27 protein-coding genes are annotated in these 25052 nt (G+C 62.7%); 9 read left to right on the top strand and 18 right to left on the bottom strand.

What is annotated here, in order from left to right:
• Positions 1-52 precede the first annotated feature (52 nt).
• Both Q1K29_RS14500 and Q1K29_RS14495 read right to left on the bottom strand, forming a co-directional pair.
• Positions 53-691, bottom strand: coding sequence for a hypothetical protein (locus Q1K29_RS14500; RefSeq protein ID WP_300395796.1), 639 nt, complete (start codon positions 689-691; stop codon positions 53-55).
• Positions 692-739: 48 nt separating this feature from the next.
• Positions 740-1207 (bottom strand): c-type cytochrome, encoded by a 468-nt coding sequence (locus Q1K29_RS14495; protein WP_300395795.1) that lies wholly within the window; start codon positions 1205-1207, stop codon positions 740-742.
• 112 nt (positions 1208-1319) lie between these two features.
• On the opposite strand from Q1K29_RS14495, the gene guaB reads away from it, so the two are divergent.
• Both guaB and Q1K29_RS14485 read left to right on the top strand, forming a co-directional pair.
• Complete coding sequence (gene guaB, locus Q1K29_RS14490; protein ID WP_300395794.1) at positions 1320-2774, top strand: IMP dehydrogenase; 1455 nt, start codon at positions 1320-1322, stop codon at positions 2772-2774.
• Positions 2775-2833: 59 nt separating this feature from the next.
• Entirely contained in the window at positions 2834-3391 is a 558-nt protein-coding gene (locus tag Q1K29_RS14485) for a hypothetical protein (protein WP_300395793.1), read from the top strand.
• On the opposite strand, the gene Q1K29_RS14480 is transcribed toward Q1K29_RS14485, so the two are convergent.
• From Q1K29_RS14480 to Q1K29_RS14470, 3 genes are read right to left on the bottom strand one after another with little or no spacing between them, the layout of a single operon-like run.
• Entirely contained in the window at positions 3388-3990 is a 603-nt protein-coding gene (locus Q1K29_RS14480) for a hypothetical protein (protein ID WP_300395792.1), read from the bottom strand. The genes Q1K29_RS14485 and Q1K29_RS14480 overlap by 4 nt on opposite strands.
• Positions 3987-4598, bottom strand: a complete 612-nt coding sequence (locus tag Q1K29_RS14475; protein WP_300395791.1) for a GNAT family N-acetyltransferase — start codon at positions 4596-4598, stop codon at positions 3987-3989. Before Q1K29_RS14475 ends, Q1K29_RS14480 begins: the two co-directional genes overlap by 4 nt.
• A 21-nt stretch (positions 4599-4619) precedes the next feature.
• Positions 4620-5102 carry a hypothetical protein gene (locus tag Q1K29_RS14470; protein WP_300395790.1) on the bottom strand — a complete coding sequence of 161 codons (483 nt, stop codon included), beginning with the start codon at positions 5100-5102 and terminating at the stop codon, positions 4620-4622.
• Between the two features lie 204 nt (positions 5103-5306).
• On the opposite strand from Q1K29_RS14470, the gene Q1K29_RS14465 reads away from it, so the two are divergent.
• Genes Q1K29_RS14465 through Q1K29_RS14455 form a run of 3 tightly spaced genes read left to right on the top strand, consistent with a single transcriptional unit; the run spans position 5307 to position 7599 of the window.
• A complete protein-coding gene (locus Q1K29_RS14465; RefSeq protein ID WP_300395789.1) occupies positions 5307-6623 on the top strand; it encodes an RsmB/NOP family class I SAM-dependent RNA methyltransferase in 1317 nt (438 codons plus the stop codon).
• 26 nt (positions 6624-6649) lie between these two features.
• Positions 6650-7162, top strand: coding sequence for a hypothetical protein (locus Q1K29_RS14460; protein WP_300395788.1), 513 nt, complete (start codon positions 6650-6652; stop codon positions 7160-7162).
• Positions 7163-7215: 53 nt separating this feature from the next.
• Positions 7216-7599, top strand: a complete 384-nt coding sequence (locus Q1K29_RS14455; protein WP_300395787.1) for a hypothetical protein — start codon at positions 7216-7218, stop codon at positions 7597-7599.
• Here Q1K29_RS14455 and Q1K29_RS14450 read toward each other — a convergent pair.
• On the bottom strand, positions 7596-8765 hold the full coding sequence (locus Q1K29_RS14450) for an aspartyl/asparaginyl beta-hydroxylase domain-containing protein (RefSeq protein WP_300395786.1): 1170 nt from the start codon (positions 8763-8765) through the stop codon (positions 7596-7598). The genes Q1K29_RS14455 and Q1K29_RS14450 overlap by 4 nt on opposite strands.
• Before the next feature lie 64 nt (positions 8766-8829).
• On the opposite strand from Q1K29_RS14450, the gene guaA reads away from it, so the two are divergent.
• The 3 genes from guaA (at position 8830) to Q1K29_RS14435 (ending at position 13339) form a co-directional block, all read left to right on the top strand.
• Positions 8830-10413: a glutamine-hydrolyzing GMP synthase gene (gene guaA, locus Q1K29_RS14445; protein WP_300395785.1), complete on the top strand. Its 1584-nt coding sequence runs from the start codon at positions 8830-8832 to the stop codon at positions 10411-10413.
• A 294-nt stretch (positions 10414-10707) separates the two neighbouring features.
• A complete protein-coding gene (locus Q1K29_RS14440; RefSeq protein ID WP_034763719.1) occupies positions 10708-11967 on the top strand; it encodes an integrase arm-type DNA-binding domain-containing protein in 1260 nt (419 codons plus the stop codon).
• A gap of 208 nt (positions 11968-12175) precedes the next feature.
• Positions 12176-13339: a hypothetical protein gene (locus Q1K29_RS14435; RefSeq protein ID WP_034764008.1), complete on the top strand. Its 1164-nt coding sequence runs from the start codon at positions 12176-12178 to the stop codon at positions 13337-13339.
• A 224-nt stretch (positions 13340-13563) separates the two neighbouring features.
• Here the strand turns inward: Q1K29_RS14435 and Q1K29_RS14430 are convergent, their stop codons facing one another.
• From Q1K29_RS14430 to trbB, 12 genes are read right to left on the bottom strand one after another with little or no spacing between them, the layout of a single operon-like run.
• Positions 13564-13914 carry an AlpA family phage regulatory protein gene (locus tag Q1K29_RS14430; RefSeq protein ID WP_081812989.1) on the bottom strand — a complete coding sequence of 117 codons (351 nt, stop codon included), beginning with the start codon at positions 13912-13914 and terminating at the stop codon, positions 13564-13566.
• Between the two features lie 12 nt (positions 13915-13926).
• On the bottom strand, positions 13927-14241 hold the full coding sequence (locus tag Q1K29_RS14425; protein ID WP_034763723.1) for a DUF736 domain-containing protein: 315 nt from the start codon (positions 14239-14241) through the stop codon (positions 13927-13929).
• 4 nt (positions 14242-14245) lie between these two features.
• Complete coding sequence (locus tag Q1K29_RS14420) at positions 14246-14482, bottom strand: DUF2274 domain-containing protein (protein WP_034763727.1); 237 nt, start codon at positions 14480-14482, stop codon at positions 14246-14248.
• Positions 14479-15756, bottom strand: a complete 1278-nt coding sequence (locus Q1K29_RS14415; RefSeq protein WP_290484917.1) for a TrbI/VirB10 family protein — start codon at positions 15754-15756, stop codon at positions 14479-14481. Before Q1K29_RS14415 ends, Q1K29_RS14420 begins: the two co-directional genes overlap by 4 nt.
• Before the next feature lie 5 nt (positions 15757-15761).
• Positions 15762-16799, bottom strand: a complete 1038-nt coding sequence (gene trbG / locus Q1K29_RS14410) for a P-type conjugative transfer protein TrbG (protein ID WP_290482716.1) — start codon at positions 16797-16799, stop codon at positions 15762-15764.
• Positions 16800-16804: 5 nt separating this feature from the next.
• Positions 16805-17497, bottom strand: coding sequence for a conjugal transfer protein TrbF (gene trbF, locus Q1K29_RS14405; protein ID WP_119376329.1), 693 nt, complete (start codon positions 17495-17497; stop codon positions 16805-16807).
• A 3-nt stretch (positions 17498-17500) separates the two neighbouring features.
• Positions 17501-18817, bottom strand: a complete 1317-nt coding sequence (trbL, locus tag Q1K29_RS14400) for a P-type conjugative transfer protein TrbL (protein ID WP_119376328.1) — start codon at positions 18815-18817, stop codon at positions 17501-17503.
• Positions 18818-18823: 6 nt separating this feature from the next.
• Positions 18824-19522, bottom strand: a complete 699-nt coding sequence (trbJ, locus tag Q1K29_RS14395) for a P-type conjugative transfer protein TrbJ (protein WP_034763738.1) — start codon at positions 19520-19522, stop codon at positions 18824-18826.
• Positions 19523-19531: 9 nt separating this feature from the next.
• Entirely contained in the window at positions 19532-22003 is a 2472-nt protein-coding gene (gene trbE / locus Q1K29_RS14390) for a conjugal transfer protein TrbE (RefSeq protein WP_034763743.1), read from the bottom strand.
• Complete coding sequence (locus tag Q1K29_RS14385) at positions 21997-22254, bottom strand: VirB3 family type IV secretion system protein (RefSeq protein WP_034763746.1); 258 nt, start codon at positions 22252-22254, stop codon at positions 21997-21999. Before Q1K29_RS14385 ends, trbE begins: the two co-directional genes overlap by 7 nt.
• On the bottom strand, positions 22254-22589 hold the full coding sequence (locus tag Q1K29_RS14380; protein ID WP_034763748.1) for a TrbC/VirB2 family protein: 336 nt from the start codon (positions 22587-22589) through the stop codon (positions 22254-22256). Before Q1K29_RS14380 ends, Q1K29_RS14385 begins: the two co-directional genes overlap by 1 nt.
• A complete protein-coding gene (gene trbB, locus Q1K29_RS14375) occupies positions 22586-23581 on the bottom strand; it encodes a P-type conjugative transfer ATPase TrbB (protein WP_034763750.1) in 996 nt (331 codons plus the stop codon). Before trbB ends, Q1K29_RS14380 begins: the two co-directional genes overlap by 4 nt.
• A gap of 327 nt (positions 23582-23908) precedes the next feature.
• On the opposite strand from trbB, the gene Q1K29_RS14370 reads away from it, so the two are divergent.
• A complete protein-coding gene (locus Q1K29_RS14370) occupies positions 23909-24751 on the top strand; it encodes a DUF2285 domain-containing protein (protein ID WP_034763753.1) in 843 nt (280 codons plus the stop codon).
• Positions 24752-25052: the final 301 nt, after the last annotated feature.

The following is a 25052-nucleotide window of genomic DNA, read 5'->3' as shown; positions in this document are numbered from 1 at the left end:
TATCCGCAGATCCGATGGATCTCCGGCCCGTCATCCTCCATTTTCCAGACGGTCAGCCCGTATCGAACCAGGCGAGCAGCGCGTCCCGTACCAGTCGGGGCAGGGCGGTGGCGATAAGCCCGAGTTCATGGCCAAGCCGGAAGGTCCGTCCCTGTTCCGGACAGATCGGCGGCAGGCCACCGGCAGCTTTCAGCCGGTTGATGCGCCGGGCCATGAGTGTGGCATAACGGCCCGGATCGTCGAACACGTCCATGATACGCCGGAAACGCTCCAGAAGCGGTCCGGCCATGGTCCATTTACAGTCCGGTTCCAGCCCACCTCGCTCACGCAGCTTTGCTAGCGCCACCGGATCGAAGGTGGCAGACGGCAGAAGGTCGAAGCGAGCCACACGGCCGGATGGGGCCGGCTGCCCGTCACAGCGCTTCGACGGGCTGGCCGTCTGATGGTGTGGATTTGCTTGGGCGACATCAAGCATCGCGGCAAGCAGCAGGAGGAGCCGGCGTACCAGGGTTTCGATGGCCCGCAGCTTTGTGCGCAGGCGCTGTGTTGCGGCGCGCGTGATCTCTTCCGGGTAGAGGTGAAGGTTCTCTCTTGCGCTTGCCTCCTGCAGCGCATCACGGGCCGACTTGAGCCCGGCTTCGACAAAACCCCTGTGTTGTTCCATGCCCTCAAGGATAAGGGCGGTGTTCATCCGGTCGGATATTCTTTGTGCCCAGCGCGGCAAAGCCGGGGAGGACTGTCACTCCTGGCGCGTCTGGATGCTTTCCAGATAGGCGATGAGGGCATCGACGTGCTGTGGCTCGAACTGCCACTCCGGCATGTCGGGGTGATCGATGAGGATTCCCCGGGACAAAGGTCCGGCAAGCGACTGGATCGGGTATTTCGAAGACAGGTCGCGGAGGGGCGGCGCGCTGGCATGCGGGCTTTCGTCAGTGCGGGTGATGGCGTGGCAGGGCGCGCAGAGATTTTCCGCCATAGCCTCGCCCTGGCCCAGCAATTCCTCACGCGGGACGTCACTTTCTTGGGGGGCGGGGCTGCTCTGCGCCGGCGCCGGGCTTTGCGCGGGCGGTCCATCACACGCCACGAGGAGGCAGAAACCGCTCAGCAAGGCGAAAGTCTTCAGGCAGGCCATCATCGGATCTCCGTCCTCGGTCGTTAAGCAGTGGCCGGACAGACTAGCAGCCCGCGTCAGGATCATCGAGACCATGATCCTTCACATTCCCTGCGTGGGACAGGCCTGTTAGCTTCAGTTTTCCCTGTAAAAGGGGGTTCCAGAAGGGCGGCGACTCCATTATTAGGCCGAAAAGGGAGCTCCCCACATGCGAATCCGACAAGCGATTACCTTCGACGACGTGCTTCTTCAGCCCGGGCCGAGCGAGGTCATGCCGGCCAATGTCGACACCTCCACCTGGCTGACGAAATCCATACCGCTCAATATTCCGCTGCTGTCTGCGGCGATGGACACAGTGACCGAGGCGCGCCTCGCCATTGCGATGGCGCAGTCCGGCGGCATCGGCGTGATCCACCGCAACCTGACAGTGGAAGAACAGGCCGGTCAGGTCACGCAGGTGAAGAAGTATGAAAGCGGCGTGGTGATGAACCCGATCACCATCGCCCCAACCGCCACGTTGAGCGATCTCCAGAACATCAAGTCGCGCACCGGCTTTTCTGGCGTTCCGGTGGTCGAGGATGATGGCAAGGTCGTCGGCATCATCACCAATCGCGACACCCGGTTTGTCGATGACCCGACCGCCAAGGTTGCCGAGCTGATGACCCGCAATGTCGTCTCCGTCACCATGGCCGCGCCCATCGAGGAAGCCCGCCAGCTGCTCCACAAGCACCGTATCGAACGGCTTGTGATCGTTGACGATCAGGGCCGGTGTGTCGGTCTCCTGACGGTCAAGGACATGGAGAAGGCGCAGCTCAACCCGAACGCCGCCAAGGACGATCAGGGCCGCCTGCGCGTGGCCGCGGCCTCCACGGTCGGTGATGCCGGGTTCGAGCGGACGCAGGCCCTGATCGAGGCTGGTGTCGATGCCGTCGTGATTGATACTGCGCACGGTCATTCGCGCTCCGTTCTGGATGCCGTCAGCCGCGTGAAGAAGCTCTCCAATTCTGTTCAGGTCATCGCGGGCAATGTCGCCACGGGTGACGCCACAAAGGCGCTGATCGATGCAGGCGCCGATTGCGTAAAGGTCGGGATCGGGCCGGGCTCGATCTGTACCACCCGCGTGGTGGCCGGGGTCGGTGTGCCGCAGCTCACCGCCATCGAGGACTGTGCGGAAGCCGCGCAGAAGTCAGGCACGCCGATTATTGCGGATGGCGGTATCAAATTCTCCGGTGACTTTGCCAAGGCGATGGCGGCGGGGGCCTCGACGGCGATGATGGGTTCGGCCTTTGCCGGAACCGAAGAAGCACCCGGCGAGGTCTTTCTCTTCCAAGGGCGCTCCTACAAGGCCTATCGCGGCATGGGGTCTCTCGGCGCGATGTCGCGCGGCTCGGCCGACCGCTATTTCCAGAAAGAGGTCGAGGGCGACAAGCTCGTGCCGGAAGGCATTGAAGGCCAGGTGCCGTTCAAGGGGCCTGTCGGCAATATCATCCACCAGATGGTCGGTGGCCTGCGTGCAGCCATGGGCTATGTCGGCGCGAAGACGATGGACGAGCTGCACGAGAAGGCCCAGTTCATCCAGATCACCGGGGCCGGGCTTTCCGAAAGCCACGTCCACGATGTGACGATGACCCGGGAAGCGCCGAACTATTCGATCAGCCGGTAGGGCTGACCCGTTTCCTCTTTCCTCTGCGCCTATCAAGGCAGGCAGAGGTGGAGACGGCAATGCCGGAATTCGAGTTCAAGCGCGCCTGGGGCCATGGTGCGATGAGCGTGACGCTCGGCGAAGAGCAGATCGAGGTTGCGTCTGGCAAGACGGTCCGGGTGATGTGTTATGATGCGATTGGCATGGTCCGCTGGGTTCAGACGTCCAGCCCGCAGCGGACAGACTATGCCCTCATTCTGGAGGGTGACGACGACGATAAGCTGGTCATCAACTGCAATACGCTTGCGGACGCTCATGATCAGGACGTCTTTAATGAAGCCGTCGCAGCGATCTTGTCAGCGCTGAGCCGGGTGAAGCCTGATCTTGCGGTGCAGTCCGGTGCGGGCCTGGGCGCCAGCTGGCTTGTCTTTGTGTGCTTCGCGATTCCCGCATTTTTGGGGCTGAGCTTTGCAGCCATTGTCTTTGGCGAGCCGGGGGCTGAGCGCTACGTGTTCGTGCCAGGACTGATCGGGGCGCTTTCGGCCTGGAAGGCCTGGACGGCGCGGCCATGGCAACGCCGGGAGACGATACCTGTGGGCGAGCTGGCACAGATATTCTCGAGCCCCGCCGCGGTCTAGCCGGCATTGCGGTGAAGCGGTATCTGCCGCCGGGCCAAAATCACCGTCACGAACATCAGGCATGCAATCCCGACCGCCGCCGGGAAGAGCGCCGTTGTCCAGGAAGAGTGCTCAAGCGCCAGAATAACCAAGCCATTTCGGAGGGCGCCGAGGGTGAAGAAGAGCGCGTTCTCTTCATGCGGCAGGGTCCACGCCTTGCGGATGGAGGGGCCGAAGCCGAGCAGGTCGACGCTGGTCAGGATGATGACGGCGGCGAGCGGGTCGGCGGTCAGCCACCACAGCGGCAGGGCGGAAAAGGCCAGGGCGAGGAACACCCAGTCCATCCGATGGATGGACGTGTCGGCAGATTTCGACAGGGCGAGCAGGGCCACACCGCCGGTGATCAGGCCGGAGACCGCAATCGGCCATGCCCCGACACCGGCGCCACCGGCGAGCTGGGCCGTCGCAACGGTGAAGGTCACCGCCGCCCAGATGAACCACGAAAAGACGTGCGGGCGTGTACGCCCTTTCATGATGGCGCGGATATAGGGGTAGAAGGCGATGAAGGTGAGCACCATGGCGATGGCGCTGAAAACCTCTTTCGTCAGAATGGGGGTCATGGGCGCGCTTGCGCTTCCCGCCACATCGTCGTGACCAGCGGGGCGGTTTCGTCGACTCGAAACTCGCCGCGCCGTTCAAAACCCAGCGAGCGGTAGAAGCCGTCATTCACCGGATTGGTGTTCTCGAGATAGACGGGCAGGCCCGCCTTGTCGGCGCTCGCGAGGACCGGCGTCAGCATCGCCTTGCCGAGCCCCTTGCCGCGGGCTGCCTTCCGTGTGCCGACGGTGAAGAGGTAGACGTGCGGGTCACGCGGATGATGCTCTTCCATCGTCTTGCCGGCGGCCATGCCCCGCTTCATCGCGCCCTTGGAGCCGTGGATCTGCTGCGCAATGATCAGCTGGATCAGCATCAGCGGGGGCAGGCGCAGGTCGCTTTCATGGGTCGCCCACATGGTGGCACCGCGGTCGTCGGCGATATGGCAGAAGCCATGCTTCAGGTAGATGTCGCGCGCCATCATGCGGAAGAGCGGACGCAGGGCCCGCTCGCGGCCGAAAAGCCAGAGATTGAACGGATCTTCCGCAAACGCTTCCGCCGTAATGTCGCCAAGCTGGCGCCAGTCGCGCCGGGTTGCCAGGCGCAGGCTATCGGGCAGGTCAATCTCGAGCATCTGCGTCCTTTCAGGCGTGTCTCAGAGCCGCTCTTTTATACACTTGTGAAAAGCGTAGTGCATGTCATTGTCGAATTCGATCCGGACATCCAGAATTGACGGCTCTCCAGGCTCGTTGCCCCAAAGCCGTTCTCCGACCCAGAACAGGTCAATCAGCTTCCGTTCGGGTTTGAAGCTATAGATATGATAGCCCTCATATCCCTTGTGGTATTCAAGCTGCCTTGTTGCTCCGAGTGTCTTCGCCTTGGGCAGACGAAACGTCAGCATCACCTGCGGATTTTCGCCGATATAGGTCTCCAGGAAGAAGTTGAAGTGATGGACCCCGTCCGGGTCCCGCCCGATCAGCAGGGCGCCGAGGTCATCCTGGACGTGGACAACGCACTGATCGACGGTGTCACTGTAGGTGACCATCCAGTTGTCGCCTTCATCAAGCAGGTCGGTCTCGGCGTATGCCATGCTGGCCAGACCGGTTGCCGCACAAAGCGCTATTGCGAGCGTCTTCATTCCCTCGCTCTCCCCTCTCTGTAATTCTGGCAGCAGGTTACGGGAAATCTGCCAGACTGCGCAAGCGACGGGGGCTGGGCGCCCTCAGGCGAGGATGAGGCTTGCCGCCCCGAATAGCCAGACCTGCATGATATGCCCCTCGCTGTTTCCACCGGCGGCAGAGGACGTTAACACGGCGCCTCTGACAAGAGAGGTCATCAATCCATGCGAGACGGCGGAAGAATAGCGGCAGCCATCGATGTCCTCACGGACGTCCTCAATCGCCATCAGCCGGTGAAGTCGGCCGCGCGCGACTGGGGCAAGCGGGCGCGTTATGCCGGGTCGAAGGATCGCGCCTTTGTCTCGGGACTGGTGCTCGACGCGCTGCGCAAGAAGAACTCGATCGCGCACGCGATGGGTTCGGATGAGCCGCGCGCGCTGATCCTCGGCGCGCTGGCCCATGCCTGGGGCTGGGACATCATGCGGATCGACTCTGCCATGGATGAGGAGCATGCGCCCTCAAAGTTGACGCTGGACGAACGCGAACGCCTCGTCATGGCGCCCGACGTGACGGCTGAGCCTTGGATCAGCGGCGACTATCCAGACTGGATGGAGCCGATGATGGAGCGGGTCTTCGGCGAGGAAAAGGTGGTCGAGGCGCAGGCCATGGCGGTACGCGCCGATGTCGATATCCGCGTGAATACGCTGAAAGTGAACGCAGAGAAGGCGGGTGGGCCGATGCGGTCTGCGAATGCCGTGGAATCGCCGCTGCTGAAGAATGCCTATCATATCCCGGCGCGGGACCCGTCCGAACGCGAAGCCTCGCTCGAGAGCATCCCGGCCTATTCCAAGGGCTGGGTCGAGGTGCAGGATGCGGGGTCGCAGATTGCAGCGGCGGCCTCGAATGCCAAGGCTGGCGAACAGGTGCTCGACTATTGCGCGGGCGGGGGTGGCAAGACGCTGGCCATGGCTGCGATGATGGAAGGCAAGGGCCAGGTCCATGCCTATGACATTGATGGTCGGCGGCTGTCGGCGCTGATCCCGCGGCTCAAACGCTCCGGCGCGCATAATGTGCAACTGGCCCATCCGAGCGAGCCTGAAGCCGTTGAAGCCCTGAAAGGCCAGATGGATGTCGTCTTCGTCGATGCACCGTGTACCGGAACGGGTACATGGCGGCGCCGGCCGGATGCGAAGTGGCGTCTGAAGGAGAAGCAGCTTCAGAAACGGATTGAGGAGCAGACGGAAATCCTCGAAGCCGCCTCGCAATTCGTGAAGCCGGGCGGGCGGCTGGTGTACGCGACCTGCTCCTTCCTGATGGAAGAGGATGAAGACCGGGTGGCGGCGTTCCTGTCGGGACATCCGGACTTCACCGAGCAGAGCGCAGGGGAGGCGGCCATCGCGTCAGGCCTTCTCACCGACGAAGGTGCGGCGACCGTGAAGGCTGGCAGCCGGGCCGGCACGTCGGTCCGCCTCACCCCACGCCGGGCCGGCACGGACGGCTTCTTCTTCTCGGTCATGGTGCGCAAGGCTCAGGACGCGTAAGCTTCCGGCAAGCCGGAGGGATTCGCATGGTCGAGCCATTGCCTGAACACATGCATTTCGAGGCGAGCAACCGCCAGTACATCGTGCTGGGCGCTGTCTCGGCCTTGCTCGTCATTCTTTTGACGGCAATGCGCCTGCTCGACCAGGAACCGGCCTATGACGCGAATGTCTGGCTGACCGTGTTCTTCGCCATCGTCACGCTGATCGCGGCCTCTGCCGCGCTGTTCAAGCGCAGCTGGCTGAAGCTTGATCGTTACGGGTTCCAGTCCAGCGAGCTGAAAGCGCTCGGCAAGATTGCCTGGAGCGATGTCTCGGAATTCCGGCCTTATCGCCAGCGTGTGCGCGGCGTGCCCGAAACCCGGCAGGTTGCATTTGAGCTGACCTCGGAGAAACAACGCGTGCTCGGCCGGCTTTCCGGGCTACTCTACAAGGGGACGGTCCGCCTCACTGAACACTATCAGATGAAGGGGCCGGAACTGGCGGAACTGATGAACCGGTTTCGCGCACGGGCCATCGTGGACAAGGGAGCGCGGGCATAGACTGGTTTGTCCTCACCCTCATTGTCCTTGCTTTCCCGGTCTTCTTCGGGGCGATGTGGTTCGGGATTGTCGGTTTTCTCGCCTGGGCCGGTGGCTGGCGTAACCTGGCAAAATCCTATGGCGGTGCCCTGCCGCCCGATTTCGAAGGGCGAAAGCTGCGGACGGTGACGCTCGGCCGGGGGCGGTTCCCACGCGTGCACTACAGGAGTGTGCTGTGGGCAGAGTTCGAGACGGACCGGCTGCTGCTGAAACCGCACGTGCTGTTTCGCTGGGTGCATCCGCCGCTTATTATTCCGCGTACGGACATTCAGGCGGCTGAGCGAAAAGGCCTTTTGCGACGCTTCTGCGAGATAAAGACGCGCGCCCATCCCGGCATCAGCTTTCATTTGCCGGTGAAGCATTTCGGCTGGCCGGAAGATATGGGCACGCAGGCCTAGCCTGCGATGCCGCCCAGCTTGAAGAGTTCGCTGACGAGATGACGATGACGCGCTGAAAGCTCGGGGCGCCAGTGCTCGAAAATCAGGATGTAGCGCGGGCCCGTGCTGTTGTTCCACGCCTCATGCTCGATCGTGTCGTCGAACACGAAGACCTCGCCTTCCTTCCATTCGCGCGTCTCATTACCGACCCGGAAGCCGCACTGGCCGGGCAGGATAATGGGCAGGTGGCAGATGAGGCGGGTGTTCAGCATGCCGTGATGCGGCGGGATGCGCGCGCCCGGTTTCAGCAATGAGAACAACACAGAAGGGGCAGGCGCGGGACGGGCATCTTCCCCGATGGCGTCGATCGCGGCCATCGTCTTGGGACAGAGGGCGATATTCTCTTCCATCCGCTTGCCCTGCTTGATCAGGTAGAAGGCGCTCCATTGCGGATTGTCGAGCAGCGGGTGCGAGACGCCCGGGCCTTCGCGGCCTGTCTTCTCGACATAGGGGGCAAACCGGTCGGCCTCGCTCGCCTGATGGGTGAGCAAATTGTCGAGTTCGGCGCGAATCTCGGGCGTCTTCGCCGCGAGTGCCTCTGTCCAGGTGAAGTCTTCCAGTGGGTAGAACTGCCGGTTGGGCAGGCCGGGATAGAGATAGCGCGTCGGGCGCGACTCATACGGCGCGGCGCGGCCGGCGAGAATATCGAGCGACTGCCTGAACAAGTCGTCGCCCGGTTCGCTGCCGACATTGTGCTGTCGGGCGAAGTCATCAACCGGGTGTGGCTCTGGCTCGGCGCGCTGGCCGATGAAGTCGCGGGCAGCCTCCACAAGCTTTTCGATCTCCACATTGCGGATGCCCATCCTGGAGACGCCCTCGAGGCCCTGCCGGAACTGGGTCTCGGCGTCCTCGTGACGTCCTGCACCGACGAGGGCCTGTCCGTAATGCAGCCGTGCGCGGACGCTTGCCGGGTCGACTTCGAGCGCTTTTTCGAGCGCGGCCAGCCGGTTCGCCATGTCGCCAAGCAGCGAGTGGGCAAAGGAGGATGCCACCCAGACATCGGCGCCCGGCCAGCCAAGATCGATGGCGCGGCGGAAGGCGGCAAGCGCGCCATTACCATCGGAGCGTTGCAGGGCCTGCATTCCGGCAGCGGCCTGTGATCTTGCCTGTGCCTGTTGCTCGTCCATATTTTACCCCTCAAAGGCCATCTGCGGCTCTTCCAGCCTAACCGATTAGCGGCTAGGACGCGGCATGGCCAGCTCACCTGATTCCGTTGCAGACAAGCACGAACACGTCCTGATCGTCGATTTCGGCTCGCAGGTTACCCAGCTCATTGCGCGGCGCCTGCGCGAGAGCGGGGTCTACTGCGAGATTCATCCGTTCAACAAGGTCGACGCAACCTTCATCGACAGCTTCGATCCGAAGGCGATCATCCTGTCCGGCGGGCCGGCGAGCGTGACCTGGGACGACAGCCCGCGCGCCGACGAGGCCGTCTTCACGCGCGGCGTGCCGGTGCTCGGCATCTGCTATGGCCAGCAGGTGATGATGGAGCAGCTGGGCGGCAAGGTCGAAAGCGGCACAAGCCGGGAGTTTGGCCGGGCCTTCATCGAACAGGTCACCGAGAGCGAGCTGCTTGAAGGGATGTTCGGCGGCGATGACCACAAGGAACAGGTCTGGATGAGCCATGGCGACCATGTCGCCGAGCTGGCCCCGGGCTTCGGCGTCATCGCGAAATCTCCGGGCGCGCCGCTTGCGATTATCGCTGACCTGGAACGTCGCTTCTACGCCACGCAGTTCCATCCGGAGGTCGTCCATACCGTGCATGGCCGCCAGATGCTGCGCAACTTCACGCACAAGATCGCCGGGTTATCGGGCGACTGGACCATGGCCGCCTATCGTGAGGAAGAGATTGCGAAAATCCGAGCGCAGGTGGGCGACGGCAAGGTGATCTGCGGCCTGTCAGGCGGCGTCGACAGTTCGGTAGCGGCGGTCCTGATCCATGAGGCGATTGGCGACCAGCTGACCTGCGTCTATGTCGACCACGGCCTGATGCGCCAGAATGAAAGCGAGGAGGTCGTCGGCCTCTTCCGCGATCATTACAATATTCCGCTCGTCCATGTGGATGCGAGCGAGACTTTCCTCGGTGCGCTCGAGGGCGTCTCCGACCCGGAGAAGAAGCGCAAGACGATTGGCGGGCTCTTCATCGACGTCTTCGAGGAAGAGGCGAAGAAGATCGGCGGCGCCGATTTCCTCGCCCAGGGCACGCTCTATCCCGACGTGATCGAAAGCGTCTCGGCCATAGGCGGGCCGTCGGTGACGATCAAGTCGCACCACAATGTTGGCGGCCTGCCGGAGCGGATGAACATGAAGCTCGTCGAGCCGCTGCGCGAGCTTTTCAAGGACGAGGTCCGCGCGCTTGGCCGTGAGCTCGGCCTGCCGCAGAGCTTCATCGGGCGCCACCCCTTCCCGGGGCCGGGTCTCGCCATCCGTATCCCCGGCGAAATCACCCGCGAGAAGGCCGACACGCTGCGCAAGGCAGACGCAATCTATATCGAGGAGATCAGGAATGCCGGGCTCTATGATGAGATCTGGCAGGCCTTCTCGGTGTTGTTGCCAGTGAACACGGTCGGTGTGATGGGCGATGAGCGCACCTATGAGGCCGTCCTGGCGCTCCGCGCGGTGACATCCACCGATGGCATGACGGCCGACTATTTCCCCTTCGACCACGCCTTCCTCGGCCGGGTTGCCACGCGCATCATCAATGAGGTGAAAGGCGTCAACCGCGTCGTCTACGACGTCACCTCCAAACCCCCCGGAACGATCGAGTGGGAATGATTCCGCGTCTCTCGCGGACTATCGCGAACGATCAATAAATTCAACAAATACAATAGCTTGATACCGATTTTCGTTCGGTGTCTATCGCCTTCTATCGCGGGCCAACGGAACATTCTGACGGTATCGCCTGACGGTATACAAATTGCCTCTTCCTGCCTAAAGTCAAAATACCGTCAGCCCATTTTGGCGGCCTGACGGTATTTTTTCGGCATAACGCATTGAAAAATAAGTTTTTTGTTGTGGAAAATTGGCCATTTCGGCCTGACGGTAAAATTGGTGGGAAGGAGGCGCAACATGCTGACCGATATTGCAATCAAGTCTTTGAAATCAAAGGATAAACCCTACAAGGTCGCAGACCGGGACGGTCTCTATGTGTCCGTCGCGCCGACGGGCACCAAGACCTTCCGCTACGATTACCGTGTGAACGGGCGCCGGGAGACGCTGACCATCGGGCGTTATGGCAAGTACGGGATCACGCTGGCGGCTGCGCGCGAGAAGCTGATCGATGCGAAGAAGCTCGTGGATGAGGGTGTCTCACCCGCCAAGGAAAAGAAGCGGGCCAAGGCCAAAGCGAAATCCGAAGGGACGTTCGGGGAGCTTGCTCAGCGCTGGCTCGCTGAGAGCGAGATGTCGGACTCGACCCGCGACATGCGTCGTCACATTGTCGATCGTGACCTGATCCCGGCGCTGGGCAATTACACCTTGCGCGAAGTGACGAGCGAGGACGTCCGTCAGCTCTGCGACAAGATCAAGAAGCGGGGCGCGCCTTCAACGGCGCTGCACGCCCGCGAGTTCATCAAGCTCATCTACGCCTTCGCCAATTTGCACGGCATCCGTGTCGAGAATCCCGCCGAGGAGGTCGATCCCCGGTCGATCGCGCGTGTCCGGCCCCGCGACCGCTCGCTCACGCCGCTGGAGATCCGGGTCCTCTATCGCGTGCTCGAAGAGATCACCGCCAATCCGACGCTGAAGCTCGGCGTGAAATTCATCCTGCTGACGATGAAGCGCAAGACCGAGGTCGCCCATGCGACATGGGATGAAGTCAGTTTCCAGGATGCGGTCTGGACCATCCCGAAGAAGCGGATGAAGACCGGCCTCGACCACAATGTCTATCTGTCGAACCAGGCGCTCGATATTCTGGTGGCGCTTAAAACCTGCGCAGGCGGATCGAAATACGTCTTCCCGTCGCGCTATGACACGTTTCGCCCGATATCGAATGCGACCTTCAACCGGATCACCGACAGCGCCCACAAGCTGGCAAGCGAGATGGAGCTTCCGCTGGAGCCTTTCACCGTCCACGACCTGCGGCGCACGGGCTCGACGCTCCTGAATGAGCTTGGTTTCAATCGCGACTGGATCGAAAAAAGCCTCGCGCACGAAGACCGGCGCTCTTCGCGTGGGGTCTACAACAAGGCCGAATATGCAGACCAGCGCCGCCACATGATGCAGGAATGGGCCGACATGATCGATGCCTGGGCTGCGGGTGAAAGCCGCAAGCCGAACATCATCCCGGAGAGCATGGCGGTCTACGCCGCTGATCCGAGGGTGGGGTGATCGTCACTTCCGGTTCGGGCGCAGAAGGAGTCTTTACGACCGGCATGAAGCGTAGGCCAAAGCTGACGTTTGCGATTGCGGCGCGAAGCAGCGCTGATGGCGCCAAACGGCCAATCGTGGATCCCAGGTCAGATTGGATGAATGTCGTGGACAATCCCATGTTGCAACACATCGGTCTAAGTAGGAAGGTGTAACTATGGGGGGCACCGTGGACATCAAAGACATTTTCCCGCCGCCTGGTCACGTGCAGCGCTTGAGGTGCTCTGACTGCGACGGTTGGCTCGATCTCGCTTATGCTGACTTCGACGAAACTGTGTCAGGGGCGCGGATAGCCATCAAAGGGCTGCCCGTACTTCGGTGTTCTACGTGCGAGAAGGACTATCTTCCGGACCGATCGCGCATCTCGATCATCCGGCTGCACGAGCAGTGCGTGTCCAAGGTATCCGCCGGTGTCACCGTAACGCGTAGGAAGCTTGAAGACCGCTACCCCTTCACGGACGTGCCGTTCCAGTATGATGCGGACGACTACGAATACCTGCCTGGCCTTCGCGGGCAGGGGGACGGTTTTCTCACACTTGTGTTCTTCAAGAGAGGGGTCTTGCTGAAATACGACACGGCGTCGGGCTATCGCCTGACGTTTGCGTCTCGGACGTACGGCACGATCACCACGGACGAAGACAACCAGATAAGCTTTGGCATCAACCGAAATGGCCGCGTCGTGATGTGGCTCGGCGACATCGCGACATTGCCCGTGCCGGAACAGTATTACCTGCTGTCTGAAAACGTGGAATCGGATCACTCCATCGGCAGCGAATTCTACGATGGACAGATCGACTGCATATTTTCCGATCCAACACCGGAAAACGACCTACTCGCGGCAAGGACGGACTTCCTCGAAGCTGCCAGGATGCATTTTGGAGCGACGCTCGCCCACCTTGAAGCCGAAGTGGTGGCGATCGCCCTCGACTTTGCGAGGCCGCTCACAGACAGCGTGAAGAACCAACAGCATGCGGCGGACGCGCTCAACAAGATCCACGTCGAATCTCTGGATACACAGGCCATCGGGAAGTTGCTGAGCGCGGCCGGAGGCGATCCCAAAGGCCTTGGCGGCCTGAAGCGCCTGCAGACACTACTTGAAACGCTTCCCGGCAGTTCCGCAATTTCGAATCTCATGCTGCCGCTCTTCGTGACCTACGATCTCCGGGTGGCAAACCTGCATCTCACATCTACGGGGACGGCGTCGGACAAGATGGACGATATCACGAGCCGCCTTGGTCTCCCGGCCGCCGCGCCGTTCTTTGATGTCTACGACGCGCTGGTGAAGCAGCTTGCGGCGGCTTATCGCGGGTTGCAGGAGCTCCTCACCCCGTAGCTGCAAGAGGCGGTGGCTGATCTTTCGCGGCCTCTAGTCCAAGACGGGGCCAAGCGATGCACTGTGCCTTCGTCAGCTGCTTGTTCAACTCATCCTGCGGTGGGCGGCTCGGAAGATGCTTTGGCGGTGTCGCAGTCAATACGACTTAACGATTGGATGTCTGCTAACGGGCGCGCTGCCTACGAAACGCAGCATTGTCCGCAATGAGGGATATTTGAGACAGTTCACCGCATTCGATAATCCGGATGCGGTCCGCAGCCTTCGCGACCCTTGCGCCTTTGGGCGTCGATCCACTCCAGCACTTCGGCGAGGGGCCAGACGACGCATCGGGGTGTCAGGTAGAACCGCTGCGGAAATTCGCCCTTCTGTTCGAGTTCGTAGATCGTCGTATCGGAGAGCGGCACAAGCTTGCGAAGCTCCGGCCGCCTGACGGTTCGGCGCCTGAAGATGTCGGCGGGCGTGATCCGTTCAGGATCGGTTGAAGTGACCGGAGCAGGGGCCTTTGGCGGCGGGTTCAGGTCCCGCGCGAAATCCCTAAGCCCTGTGCGCCCGCCCTCCTTTACGCGATGCAACATGACGCACTCCGATTACACCGTCTTCGCCCGGTTCCACACCATCACGCCGGTGCCGTCTTTCTCGTTCTCGAAGAAGGCCGCGCGCATGGGGCTGGCAAAGCTCGGGTCGTCGAGTTTGACGGCGAGGTAGGGCGTTTCGCCATCCTTGCTTTCCTGACGCCAGGCAGCGCCGAGTTCGGCCCCGCCGGCATAGAGGCGGAAGTCGGGGGCACCGTCTGAGGCCTTGTCACTGTTGGGAACAAGCTGGGCTTTGACATTGATGGTCATGGTGCGGATGGTGCCGGTATAGCTGCCTTCCTTCAGGGTGAATGTTCCGATCTGTGCCATGGGTTTAGGTCTCCGTGCTGGCGGTTGAATGAAGGGCGCGTCGCGCCCGCTTGAACCCGGCGTCGGACGCCAGGAAGCTCTCGATCATGGCCGGGATCAGCGCTTCGGGCTTTTCCTCCGCGCCGTAGGTCTGGCGGTAGATTTCGGCATAGTCGCTGAGCGCGCTGGCGAGCTCGGGATCGACCGAGAGGCTCATGCGCACCGGGGTGCGGTCGGGTAATTGTCCGAGACGAAGGGTCATCGTGTGGCTCCTTGGGGATGGGGTCTGAGAATGAGATCGCGGGTGACGACCACGCGCACCGGCCAGCCGGGGCGCACGCGGATGGTTGGCTGGATGCCAAGATTGCGCTCGACGACGCGTTGACCGGCCTGGTTGACGGTGTCGGTCGTGCCGCGGCGGATGGCGCGTTCCAGGTCGCCGTCTCCGTCTGCGCCAAGTTCGGCGCCGACGCCGAGAATGGTCGCGAGGCCTGCCGCGAGGAACACGCGGTCCCAGTGGTGATCGGTGCGGTCGGACAACCCCGCAAAGCCCTGCGCGTCAGCACCCGGCGCCGAGATCACGATGGAGGACCCGTCCGGGAAGATGATCCGGTCCCAGGTCACGAGCGCGCGGTCTTGACCGAACGAGACTTCCGACTGATACCGCCCGATAAGGCGCGAGCCCTGCGGGATGAGAAGGTATTGCCCGGTCACGGTGTCATAGACCGGTTGGGTGACCTGCGCGACGATCGTGCCGGGCAGGTCCGAATTGATCCCGGTCACGAGGCTTGCCGGGATCAGCGTGCCCGCCATGACCTGGTAGGGCGAAGCCGGGTCTTCGATGCTGTGAGGGTTGTAGATGTCGCTGTCCGCGCCTTCCCTGGCGAAGGCCAGTTTACGGGACTGGAGATTGGTATCGGCGGGCTGGCCGAACGCTGACGGCGCGCCCTGCGGCAGGGCGGCGAGCGCCAGCAGCTCAGAGCCAAGATCAAGCGCGGGGTCGCGATAAGCGAAGCGGGTGTCGGTGGTGCTTGCGGTACCGCTCTGAGAGTCGAGCCGGAAGAAGACCGGCGCGCGGGCCGCTTCATCGGCAAGCGCGGCCTCGCGCATGCGCCTTGCGCGTTCGGCCTCGTCGGCCGGGTTCGGGCGGAAATCGTCCTCGAAGCGGGTCACATATTCGGGTTCGATGCCAAGCTCGCGTTCAGCCCGCAGCATGGTCGCGCCGAGATCGCCGGAGAGTGGCGGGCCAAGGCGCGCGATGCGGTCTTCCACCGGGGCAATCTCGCTATAGCTTGCCGGGAGGGTGGAGAGGCCTTCGGGCTTGCGTGTGTTCGTGGTGTTGTAGAGCTCGCGCCTTGCATCCGGATCGACGGCGGTTGGTGGCTTCAATGCAATTCTCATGGCGGCGAACAGGCCAAGCACGCCGAGGCCTGCGCCGACCATCAGGACCTTGCGGTTGATCCGCGTAACCGGCTTCGGGCTGGAGCGGATCTTCAGCCGTTCGGCATGCTCGTCGAAGGGAATGGGCTCGGACATGGGCATCAGTTCCCGAACAGGCCAGCCAGAGGCGAACGGCGCTCATTGCGGGAGATGCGGACGACCATCTGGTTTCGTTCGCCGAGCCGCAGTTCCGCCGCACGGAACAGGCGGTCCACGACATAATAATTGCCGCGCACCCGGTAGTTGACGAGTTCCGCGTCACCGTCCGCACCCAGAACAAAGAGCGGCGGCATGTCTGTGGTGGCGATGTCTTCGGGCATCTGGATGAACACCTGACGGCCATCATCGAAGACGCGCACAGGTTTCCAGTCGGGGCTGTCGCCGGAGAGCCGATAATCGAAGTTCAGGCCTTCCAGCGTCAGGCCGCGCTCAATGCTGCCAGCGTCTCTTGCAATGGCGCGTTCATTGCGGGCGGTGAGGCCTGCCAGTTCATCAGCCGGATAGCGCCAGGAGAGCGCGGCCATATAGCCGCCCTCCGTGCTCTCCAGCTCCAGATGATAGGTCCGCCGGTCGGTGGCGATCATCAGATTGGTGCGGATGCCGGAGCTGATCGGTTTGACCAGCACATGGGCGCGGGCCGTCGCGCCCGAACCGGACACCGTGTCCCCCACCACCCAGCGCACCGTGTCACCGGCCGAAACCGAGACGAGTTCCTCGCCCGGCTGCAGGGCGATGTCCGACACCTGGCCGGGGCTGGCATAGAGGCGGTAAAGCGCGCCTTCGGTATAGGGATAGACCTGGATCGCGTTCACATAGCCGTCGACCGAAGGTTCGATCAGGGCGCTGGTGCGACCTTGTCTTATCGCTTCTGCCGGTGAAACCGACGGCGTGCTGACGGTCCTTGTATAGGTCCGTGTCACGCTGCCATCGGGATTGGTGGTGACGCGGGTGCCGATGGGCATCATCTGGCCGGGCAGCGGAAGTGCCACGGCGGTTTCGACAATCTCGACAGGGTAGTCAGCGCGGTCCTCGACAGGCGTCGCGGCGACGAAGGCGCTGGCATCGATGGGGTCGAGTTCCGTCGTGGCGCAGGCTGACAATAGCGCCATGGCAGAAGCGGCGGTGAGGATACGAAGCATGGGGATCATTCTCCTGTAACGAGGTCCTGACCCCAGTTCAGGGCATGGACATAAAGGCCGAGCGGATTGGCGCGCAGGGTCTGCGCATCCGTCGGCGGTTGGGTGATGAGGGTGAAGTTGCCGGTGAACCTTTGGGCGCGAACCAGCGCGCCATTCTCATAGGTCTTCTCGATCCAGCGGGCCTGGAAACTGTCGTCCGAGACGCGCACGACGCTGACGACATCCACCGTGCGGGATTTTCTGCCGACATCGGCGAAGGGATCATTGGTCGAGGCGTATTCATTGAGCGTGGTGGCGGCGCGGTCAGTGACGAAGTCATAGGCGCGCAGCCAGTTTTCGCGCACGACGACCGGATCGACGCTGAGGCCGCGCACGTGCTCGATGAAGTTGGCGAGGTGATGCGCGATCTGCGCATCGGTCGGGGTGTAGCGCTCCGTCGCTGGCGAAACGGCGCGGGCCGCGCCGGTCTCATCGACTTCCACGACATAAGGCGTGACGGTCGATTGCATGCTCCGCCAGACCAGCGCGCCGGAGGTGACGAAGCAGAGCCCGAGACAGCCGAGCGCCATGAGCCGCCAGTTCTTTGCCTGCACGCGGGCGGAGCCGATACGGTCGTCCCAGACCTGTCCGGCCTTCTGGTAAGGCGTTTCAGGGAACGGGCTTGGCCCATAGCTGGAGGAAGATCGCCTGAAAGCCATCGTCTAATCGTCCTTGTCTTTGAGGGTTGGGTTCGCGCCCGAAGCGCCGCGATCGCCGTCGCGGATCGAATGGGCGGCCATTTGGCCTGCCTGTCCCATGCGCTGGCTGGTCTGCATGCGGCGGGCCCAGCCGGGGCTCTGGGATGAGGATGATCCGGAGGCAGAGCTTTGCATGGATGCGGTCTCAGACCCGCCGGTTGCGCGCCAGGCGCCCTGACTGCCGCGTTGGTAGGCCTCGCGCATGGACTGGGCAGGACGGCTTGCAGCGCGGCGCATGGCGTCCCCGCCTGCGCGCGCGACACCGGCAAGGCCGGCGGCGACGCCCGCTGCGCCGGATGCGCCGGAGGCGACAGAGCCCAGCGTATAGGAGGTGCGCGCCGCTCCTGCCATGCTGGCGCCGGCCTTGACGGCGCTTGAAGCACCGCCCGCGACCGCGCCGACAGCGGCGCGGCCGCCCATGCCCGCTACATAGGTCCCGGCAGCGACGCCCGCTGTAGCACCCACTGCTGAGCCTGCGCCGAGCTGCGGAGCGCCGGTGATCAGCCCGCTCGCAATGCCGGGCGCAAAGATGCCCATCCAGAAGAAGACAATCGCAGCCAGCACCGTGCCCATGACCTGCGCCAGCGTCACATCATCGCCGGTGCGGAACGCATCGGTCACCGACGAGAAGAGCGTCGAGCCAATGCCGATAATAACGGCGAGCACCATGAGCTTGATGCCCGAGGTGATGACATTGCCGAGGACACGTTCGGCGAGGAACGTCGTCTTGTTCCAGAGCGCGAAGGGCACGAGCACGAACCCGGCCAGGGTCGTCAGCTTGAACTCCAGGATCGTGATGAAGAGCTGCACGGCGAGCACAAAGAACGCGACCATGATGATCGCCCAGGCCACGAACATGACCGCGATCATGATGAAGTTATGAAAAAACGAAATCGGCCCCAGCATGTCGCTGATCTCTTCGAGCAGCGGCTGACCGGCATCGAGACCGACACTGGCAATGAAGCCGGGGCGCAGGAGATCATCGGCAGTCATCGTCCCGCCGCCAGCGGTCACGCCAAGCTCGGCGAAACTGTCAAAGACGATACCGGCGAGGAGAGAGAAGTTGCCGATGATGAAGGCGAAGAAGCCGACATAGAGCACCTTCTTCAGGAGCCCGGCGATGACGTCCGTGTTCTGGCTTAGCGCCCAGAACAGGCCCGCCAGCGTGATGTCGATGGCGATGAGCGTGGTCGACAAATAAGCGACATCGCCCGCCAGCAGGCCGAACCCGCTGTCAATGTAAGCTATGAAGGTCGCAAGGAAGGTGTCGATCACGTCCATGGCGCGCTATTCTCCGAGGAAGGCCCGGGTGCGTGCGCGACCACGTTCGGCTTCGGCGAGTTGGCGCGCCCGCTCCAGCGCCTCGGCGCGGTAATGGGCCGCCATCATGGCTTCCATTTGCATGAGCTGCTCGGTCTGCAGGGCTTCGATCTGGTTGCCGGCCTGGGCGACCTGGAGATTGCCGACGGCGGACTGGCTGTCCGCGATCAGCCGGTCGAGGCTGTCACTGTCAGCCCGCGCTGTGGAGACGACCTGCGCCGTGACGGTCAGGCTGTCCCTGTAAGCTGTGCGCGATTGCCGCCAGCGGGCGCGGGCCTCTTCGACGAGCACGGCCTGACGCGGCGGCTCGGCGCCATAGTCTTCCGGGTACACCTCTTCATACTCGCGCTCGATTTCCTCGACGCGGTAGCCGATGCCTTCGGCCTCGCGCATCAGCTCCTCGATGCGGCGCATACGGCGCAGGATGTCGTCAGCGATAGAATCCGGCAGTGCTTCCAGATCGCGCGCCATGTTTTCCAGCATTTCGATTTCATGGGTGAGCTGCTGGATCTGCTGGTTGACCTCCTGAAGCGAGCGGATGGCCTGGTAGATGTTCTGGATGTGATTGGCCGGGTCATACACCGTCCATTGGGCCGAAGCGGGCGGCGCGATGAGGATGGAGAGCGGCGCGGCGCAGATCAAAGCGGAGGCAAGTATGCGTTTCATCGGGGGCTCCTATTCGGCGGCGAGGATGTGGGAGGGATTGAAGGGCGCGTGCGCCTCAGGCTCCGGCGCATGGCCGGGCCAGCGGGTGAGAAGCTCGGCTGCCCAGGGCAGGCCCTTTTCGATCAGCCAGCAGGCGGAAAAGCCGTCGCCTTCCGTCTCGGCCCAGATGCGATCCATGCGGGCCTGGTCTTCGGGCGATGACGCGCCGCAGACGGACAATGCAATCGGCCCGAGGCCAAGATCGAAGACACGGGCCCCGAGGGGCGACTGGTAGTAATAGTCGCGCTTCGGTGTGGCCCTGCTGATCAGTTCGATCTGGCGCGCGTTGAGGCCGAACCGCTGATAGGTCTCGCGGGATTGTGGTTCCTGCGCGCGCTCGTTCGGCAGGAAGATGCGCGTGGGGCAGGATTCGACGAGGGCTGGCGCGATGGTGCTGTTCGCAATGTCGGCAAGGCTTTGCGTCGCGAACACGACGGACACGTTCTTCTTGCGAAGGGTCTTCAGCCATTCACGGATGCGCGCGGCAAACATGGGATCATCGAGGAAGAGCCAGGCTTCATCGAGGATGAGCAGTGTTGGCCTGCCATCAAACCGCGCTTCCAGCCGGTGGAAGAGATAGGTGATCACAGGCGCCACGGCGCCTTTCGCATGCATCAGCTCTTCCATCTCGAAGCAGACTGTGTCGGCGAGCGCGAGGCTTTCATGGTCGGCATCGAGGAGCCGTCCGTGCGGACCTTCCAGCGTGAACGGATGCAGCGCGGATTTGAGCGTGTCGTCCTGCAGCATCAGGCTGAGGCCTGTCAGCGTGCGTTCGGGTTCAGGCGCTGAGCTGAGAGACTGGATCGCTTCCCAGAGCTTTGCCTTGAGGTCCGGCGTCATCGCGACGCCTTCATTGGTGCAAAGACCCGCGAGCCAGTCGGCGGCAAAGCTTGCGCCATGTTCGGTGTCGATATCTTTCAGCGGCTGGAGACTTGGCGCGCGGGCACCGCCGAGATCGATATGTGCACCGCCCATGCAGAGCGTCGCGGCGCGGGCCGAGCGGCCCTTGTCGAACAGGAAGACCTGCGCCCCCTCATAGCGCTTCCATTGCAGGGCTAAGAGCGAGAGCAGAACAGACTTGCCCGCGCCGGTCGGGCCGACGACCAGCGTATGGCCGACATCGCCAATATGCAGGTTCAGGCGGAACGGTGTCGTGCCATCGGTCTGCGCCTGAATGAGCGCCGGGGCGTTGTGGTGACGATTGGTGTCTTCGCCCGCCCAGACGGCCGAGAGCGGCACCATATGGGCAAGGTTCAGCGTGTGCAGAATGGGCTGGCGGACATTGGCATAAGGATGACCGGGCAATGAGCCGAGCCAGGCATCGACCGCGTTCAGTGTTTCCCTGATCGCGGTGAAACCGCGGCCATTCACGATGCGCTCGGCAATTCGGATATGTTCGTCCACCGTGCGGCGGTCGGGGTCAGCAACGGTGATGGTGGTCGTGACATAGCCGTAGGAAACGAGATCACTGCCCAGTTCCTGCAGCGCCGCATCGGCGTCAGCGGCCTTATTGTCAGCGTCATTGTCGACGAGCGCCGCCTGCTCATTGAACATGGTCTCACGCAGCACCGCGCCGATGGATTTGCGCTTGGCGAACCAGTGGCGGCGTTTCTTGCCGAGGACTTTCTCGGCTTCGGCCTTGTCCATCGCGATGAACCGGGTCGCCCAACGATAGGCAAAGCCTTGACGGTTCAGCTCGTCGAGAATGCCCGGCAGGGTCGTGGCCGGAAAGCCGAGAATGGTCAGCGTGCGCAAATGCGCCTCACCAATCATCGGTTCGAGCCCGCCCGCGAAGGGCTCATCGGCGAGAATGGCGTCGAGGAAGACCGGCAGTTCCGGCGTCACGACCGGGTGGCGCTTGGTTGAGATCGTCGAGTGCAGATAAGTCAGCGTCTCGTCGTCAGAGAGCTTCGCAATCTCGGCGAGGCAGGTGGCCAACAGATCAAAGACGCGGTCAGCGTGCTGCTGGAAGGTCTCAAGCCTATGCCGCCAGGTCGCGGCGTCTTCCGTTTCGACACGCTGGATCAGGGCCTTCTCGGCGCGGCCGGTGGCATCGGCGGGCGGCAGCCAGAGCAGGGTCAGATAATACGAACTCTCAAACCGGGTTCCGGCTTCTTCCGCCTGTAATGACCGTTCCTGATCGGTGAGCCAGGTCAGCGCATCGGGAAACTCCGCCTCCGGATAGTCATGCACTTCATGGCGCTGGGCTTCGAAGAAGAGGGCCCAGCCCGAGCCGAACCGGCGCAGCACATTATTGACCCGCGCCATGACGGAGACGAGTTCTTCTTCCGTCGAACTTTCGAGGTCAGGGCCGCGATAGCGGAACGTCGTCTGGAAGCTGCCATCCTTGTTGAGGACAACGCCCGGCGCCACGATGCAGGCCCAGGGCAGATAGTCGGCCAGAAGCGTCGGCGCGTCGGCATATTCTCTGAGGTTCAGCATGTCAGATGCTCCTTGTGGCGCGTCGAGCGGCCTGCGACGGCCATGAAATCCGGATCAGACCGCGCCATGAATACCGCTGCCGAATGCCCCACCGCCCAGAGCACAAGGCCCGGTATCCAGAGCTGGAGGCCGAGGCCGACAGCAGCCGCGAGGGTCCCGATGGCGATGGCGGCGGTTCTTGGCGCGCCCGCCATCAGGATTGGCTCGGTCAGGGACCGGTGGAGCGGGATTTCATAGCCGTCGGCAGACATCAGATGAGCGCTCCGCCGCCGAACGAGAAGAAGGTCAGGAAGAAGCTTGTCGCGGCAAACGCGATCGAAAGCCCGAACACGATCTGGATCAGCTTGCGCATGCCGCCCGAGGTCTCACCAAAGGCCAGCGTCAGGCCGGTAATCGTGATGATGATCACCGCGACGATGCGCGCGACCGGTCCCTCGATCGAGGTCAGGATCTGATCGAGCGGGCCTTCCCAGGGCATGCCGGAGCCTGCCGCATGGGCGGGACCGGCGATCATCAGGCCGAGGCCGATACAGGCCGCGACCTGCACCGTTCGGTTTACGGTCTGGAGGTGGGTGTAGAGGGTCATTGGGTTTCTCCATGTTGGACGAGGGACAGGGAACGGGAGACGAGCGGGGCGGTCTGATACCCCTCGCCGTCAAAACCTGTGACTCGCAGCGCCTCTTCGACGCGGCGCTGGCCGCCCGCGCGGCTCATGAACACGACCACGTCAATCGCCTCTGCGATGAGGTCGAAGGGCGCGCGCGGTGTGGCTTCCAGGGTGAGCTGTTCAAGCCGGGTTAGCGCGCCGTGTGCGGAGTTGGCATGAAGCGTCGTGATCCCGCCCGGATGGCCGGTGTTCCAGGCCTTGAGGAGGTCGAGCGCTTCAGGCCCCCGGACCTCGCCGACAATGATCCGGTCGGGTCGTAGCCTTAAGGTCGAGCGGACAAGGTCCTGCAGGCTGGTGCTGCCGCGATGGGTGCGCAGCTGCACCACATTGGGCGCGGCGCAGCGCAGCTCGCGCGTGTCTTCCAGGATGACAATGCGGTCGTTTTGGAGTGAGGGTTCTGCCAGCAAGGCATTGGTGAACGTCGTCTTGCCGGACGATGTGCCGCCCGCGATGAGGATGTTGGCCTTGCTGGCGATAGCGTCTCTGAGCGCCTGTGCCAGCGCCGGAGCCAAGGCGCCCTGGGTGACATAGTCGCCGAGTTCGAACGGCGTCGTCGCGGGCTTGCGGATCGAAAAGCATGGGCTGGTCGAGACAGGTGGGAGAAGCCCTTCAAACCGCTCGCCGCTGCCGGGGAGTTCGGCCGAGACGATCGGGGACTTGGCGTGAGCGGCCTCTTCCACCCCGGAGGCGACCAGGCGGATAACGCGCTCGCGGTCGCAAGGGGCAAGTGTGTGCTGCGAAATGATGACGCCCACGCCAGCCTTCTCGATCCAGACCGAGCCGTCCGGATTGGCCATCACCTCGATCGTGTCCGGCGCTTCCAGCGCCTCACGCACCACCGGGCAGAAGGCCGTGCGCAGCATGGTGCTGCGCCGGGTTTCTGTTTCGGTATGGTGCGCATGAAGGGACATATCCCAGGGCTCCGACTGTTCATTTCAACAAAGCCAAGGATCGCAGACGGATGAATTCTACGGGAGTGTGAATGGCGGCAAATGGAGGCCGAACGCGGCGCAAGGCGGCGCGTTCCGGCATATTGCGGTAAAGGATGACAAATGCGCTTTTCTGTAGAGTTTGCGGCAGTTTTTCGTGTCACAAGCGAAACGAAAAAGGGTCGTTGTTTAGACGCAAAGCAATTAGAACACTGTTTTCAGACATCTTAATTGAGGTCGTCAGAGAGAAGCGCCAAACAAGCGTTGGCACACTTCTTGCCGGAATTCTCGTAAGAAGGGAGTTCAACCATGAAAACATTCACACTCGAAACAGACGCATTCACCGCAAAGTATGATTATTTGTGGCGGCTCTCGGAGGATCGCTGGGCCTGGGAATATGCCCGTCGCAGCAATAAGGTTCGCCGCTACGCGGAAAGCCGCACGCCGGACGACATTTCCGAGATGCAGGCGCCCTGCGCCAGCATCCGCCTCCTGAAATCCCGCGTGCCTCAGACCATGGCCGAACGGCTCGGCTTTGCCTTTATGCCCGATCCTGCAAAGAACGGATTCGAGGCCGATGTCGTCTGGACCCGGCTTGCCTATCCCGATCAGGTCGAGGTCAATTGCAGCTCGCTTCGCCCCGGCCAGACCTGCGATATCTGGGAGCGCACCGTACCGATCTGCAACATCACCCACATCACCGATTCCATCGGTCGCGAATTCCTGCTGATCCGCGGCAAGGGCTGCGTCGTCCAGGTGCGCTGCACAGGTCTCTCCCTTCTCGGGATGGAGCCAGTGAGGATGAACCTCACCATTTCTGATCTTGATGCCTTCGAGCGCAAGGTGAAGGCCCAGAAAGCCGCGCTTGCGCTGATCGGCGATGGGCCGGACCTGACAGAGCCGCGCTGGACCAAACGAACGGCGATGCTGCGCAATGGCCTCATCGCGCTGGACTGTCTGGAAGCCGGCCTCAATCGCCGCGAAATCGCAGAAGTGATCTTTGGCAAGGACCGCGTGGCCGAGGACTGGAATGGACCGTCGCTGAAACACAGCATGCGTTACCTCATCCTGAAAGCCGAAGCGCTGCGCGATGGCGGCTATCTCGTCGAACTCCTCGGGTCGCAGTTCGGGATCACGAAGACCGCCGCCTGATCAGGGCGTTCAGCGGCACGGAGTCTTTTGCGGCCTGCCCGCGCCTTTGGCGCGGGGCTGTTCGCCCGGCTGTAGGGGCCGTTGAGAGGCATCGGGGCGGTCCGGGGTGATCGCCGACCTTCGCCCGGCGCTCGCCCCGGAGCCGCAGGAGCCATCCTACGCCGACCGGCCCGGCGAGGCTCAATGAGGGTCCGGTTGTTCGTCTAAAGAACGTGGTGCTGGGCCTCGCCGGCTGACCGCGCGCCCGCGCTTGTCTTAGAGATTCCTGGTCTTCTGGTTAGAAAAGAACCGCTGGTGGGGA

The sequence above is a fragment of the Henriciella sp. genome, from assembly GCF_029937755.1.
Classification (GTDB): Bacteria; Pseudomonadota; Alphaproteobacteria; order Caulobacterales; family Hyphomonadaceae; genus Henriciella.
Note: the sequence above shows the minus strand (reverse complement) of the source record. Positions and strands in the feature narration are given on the sequence as shown.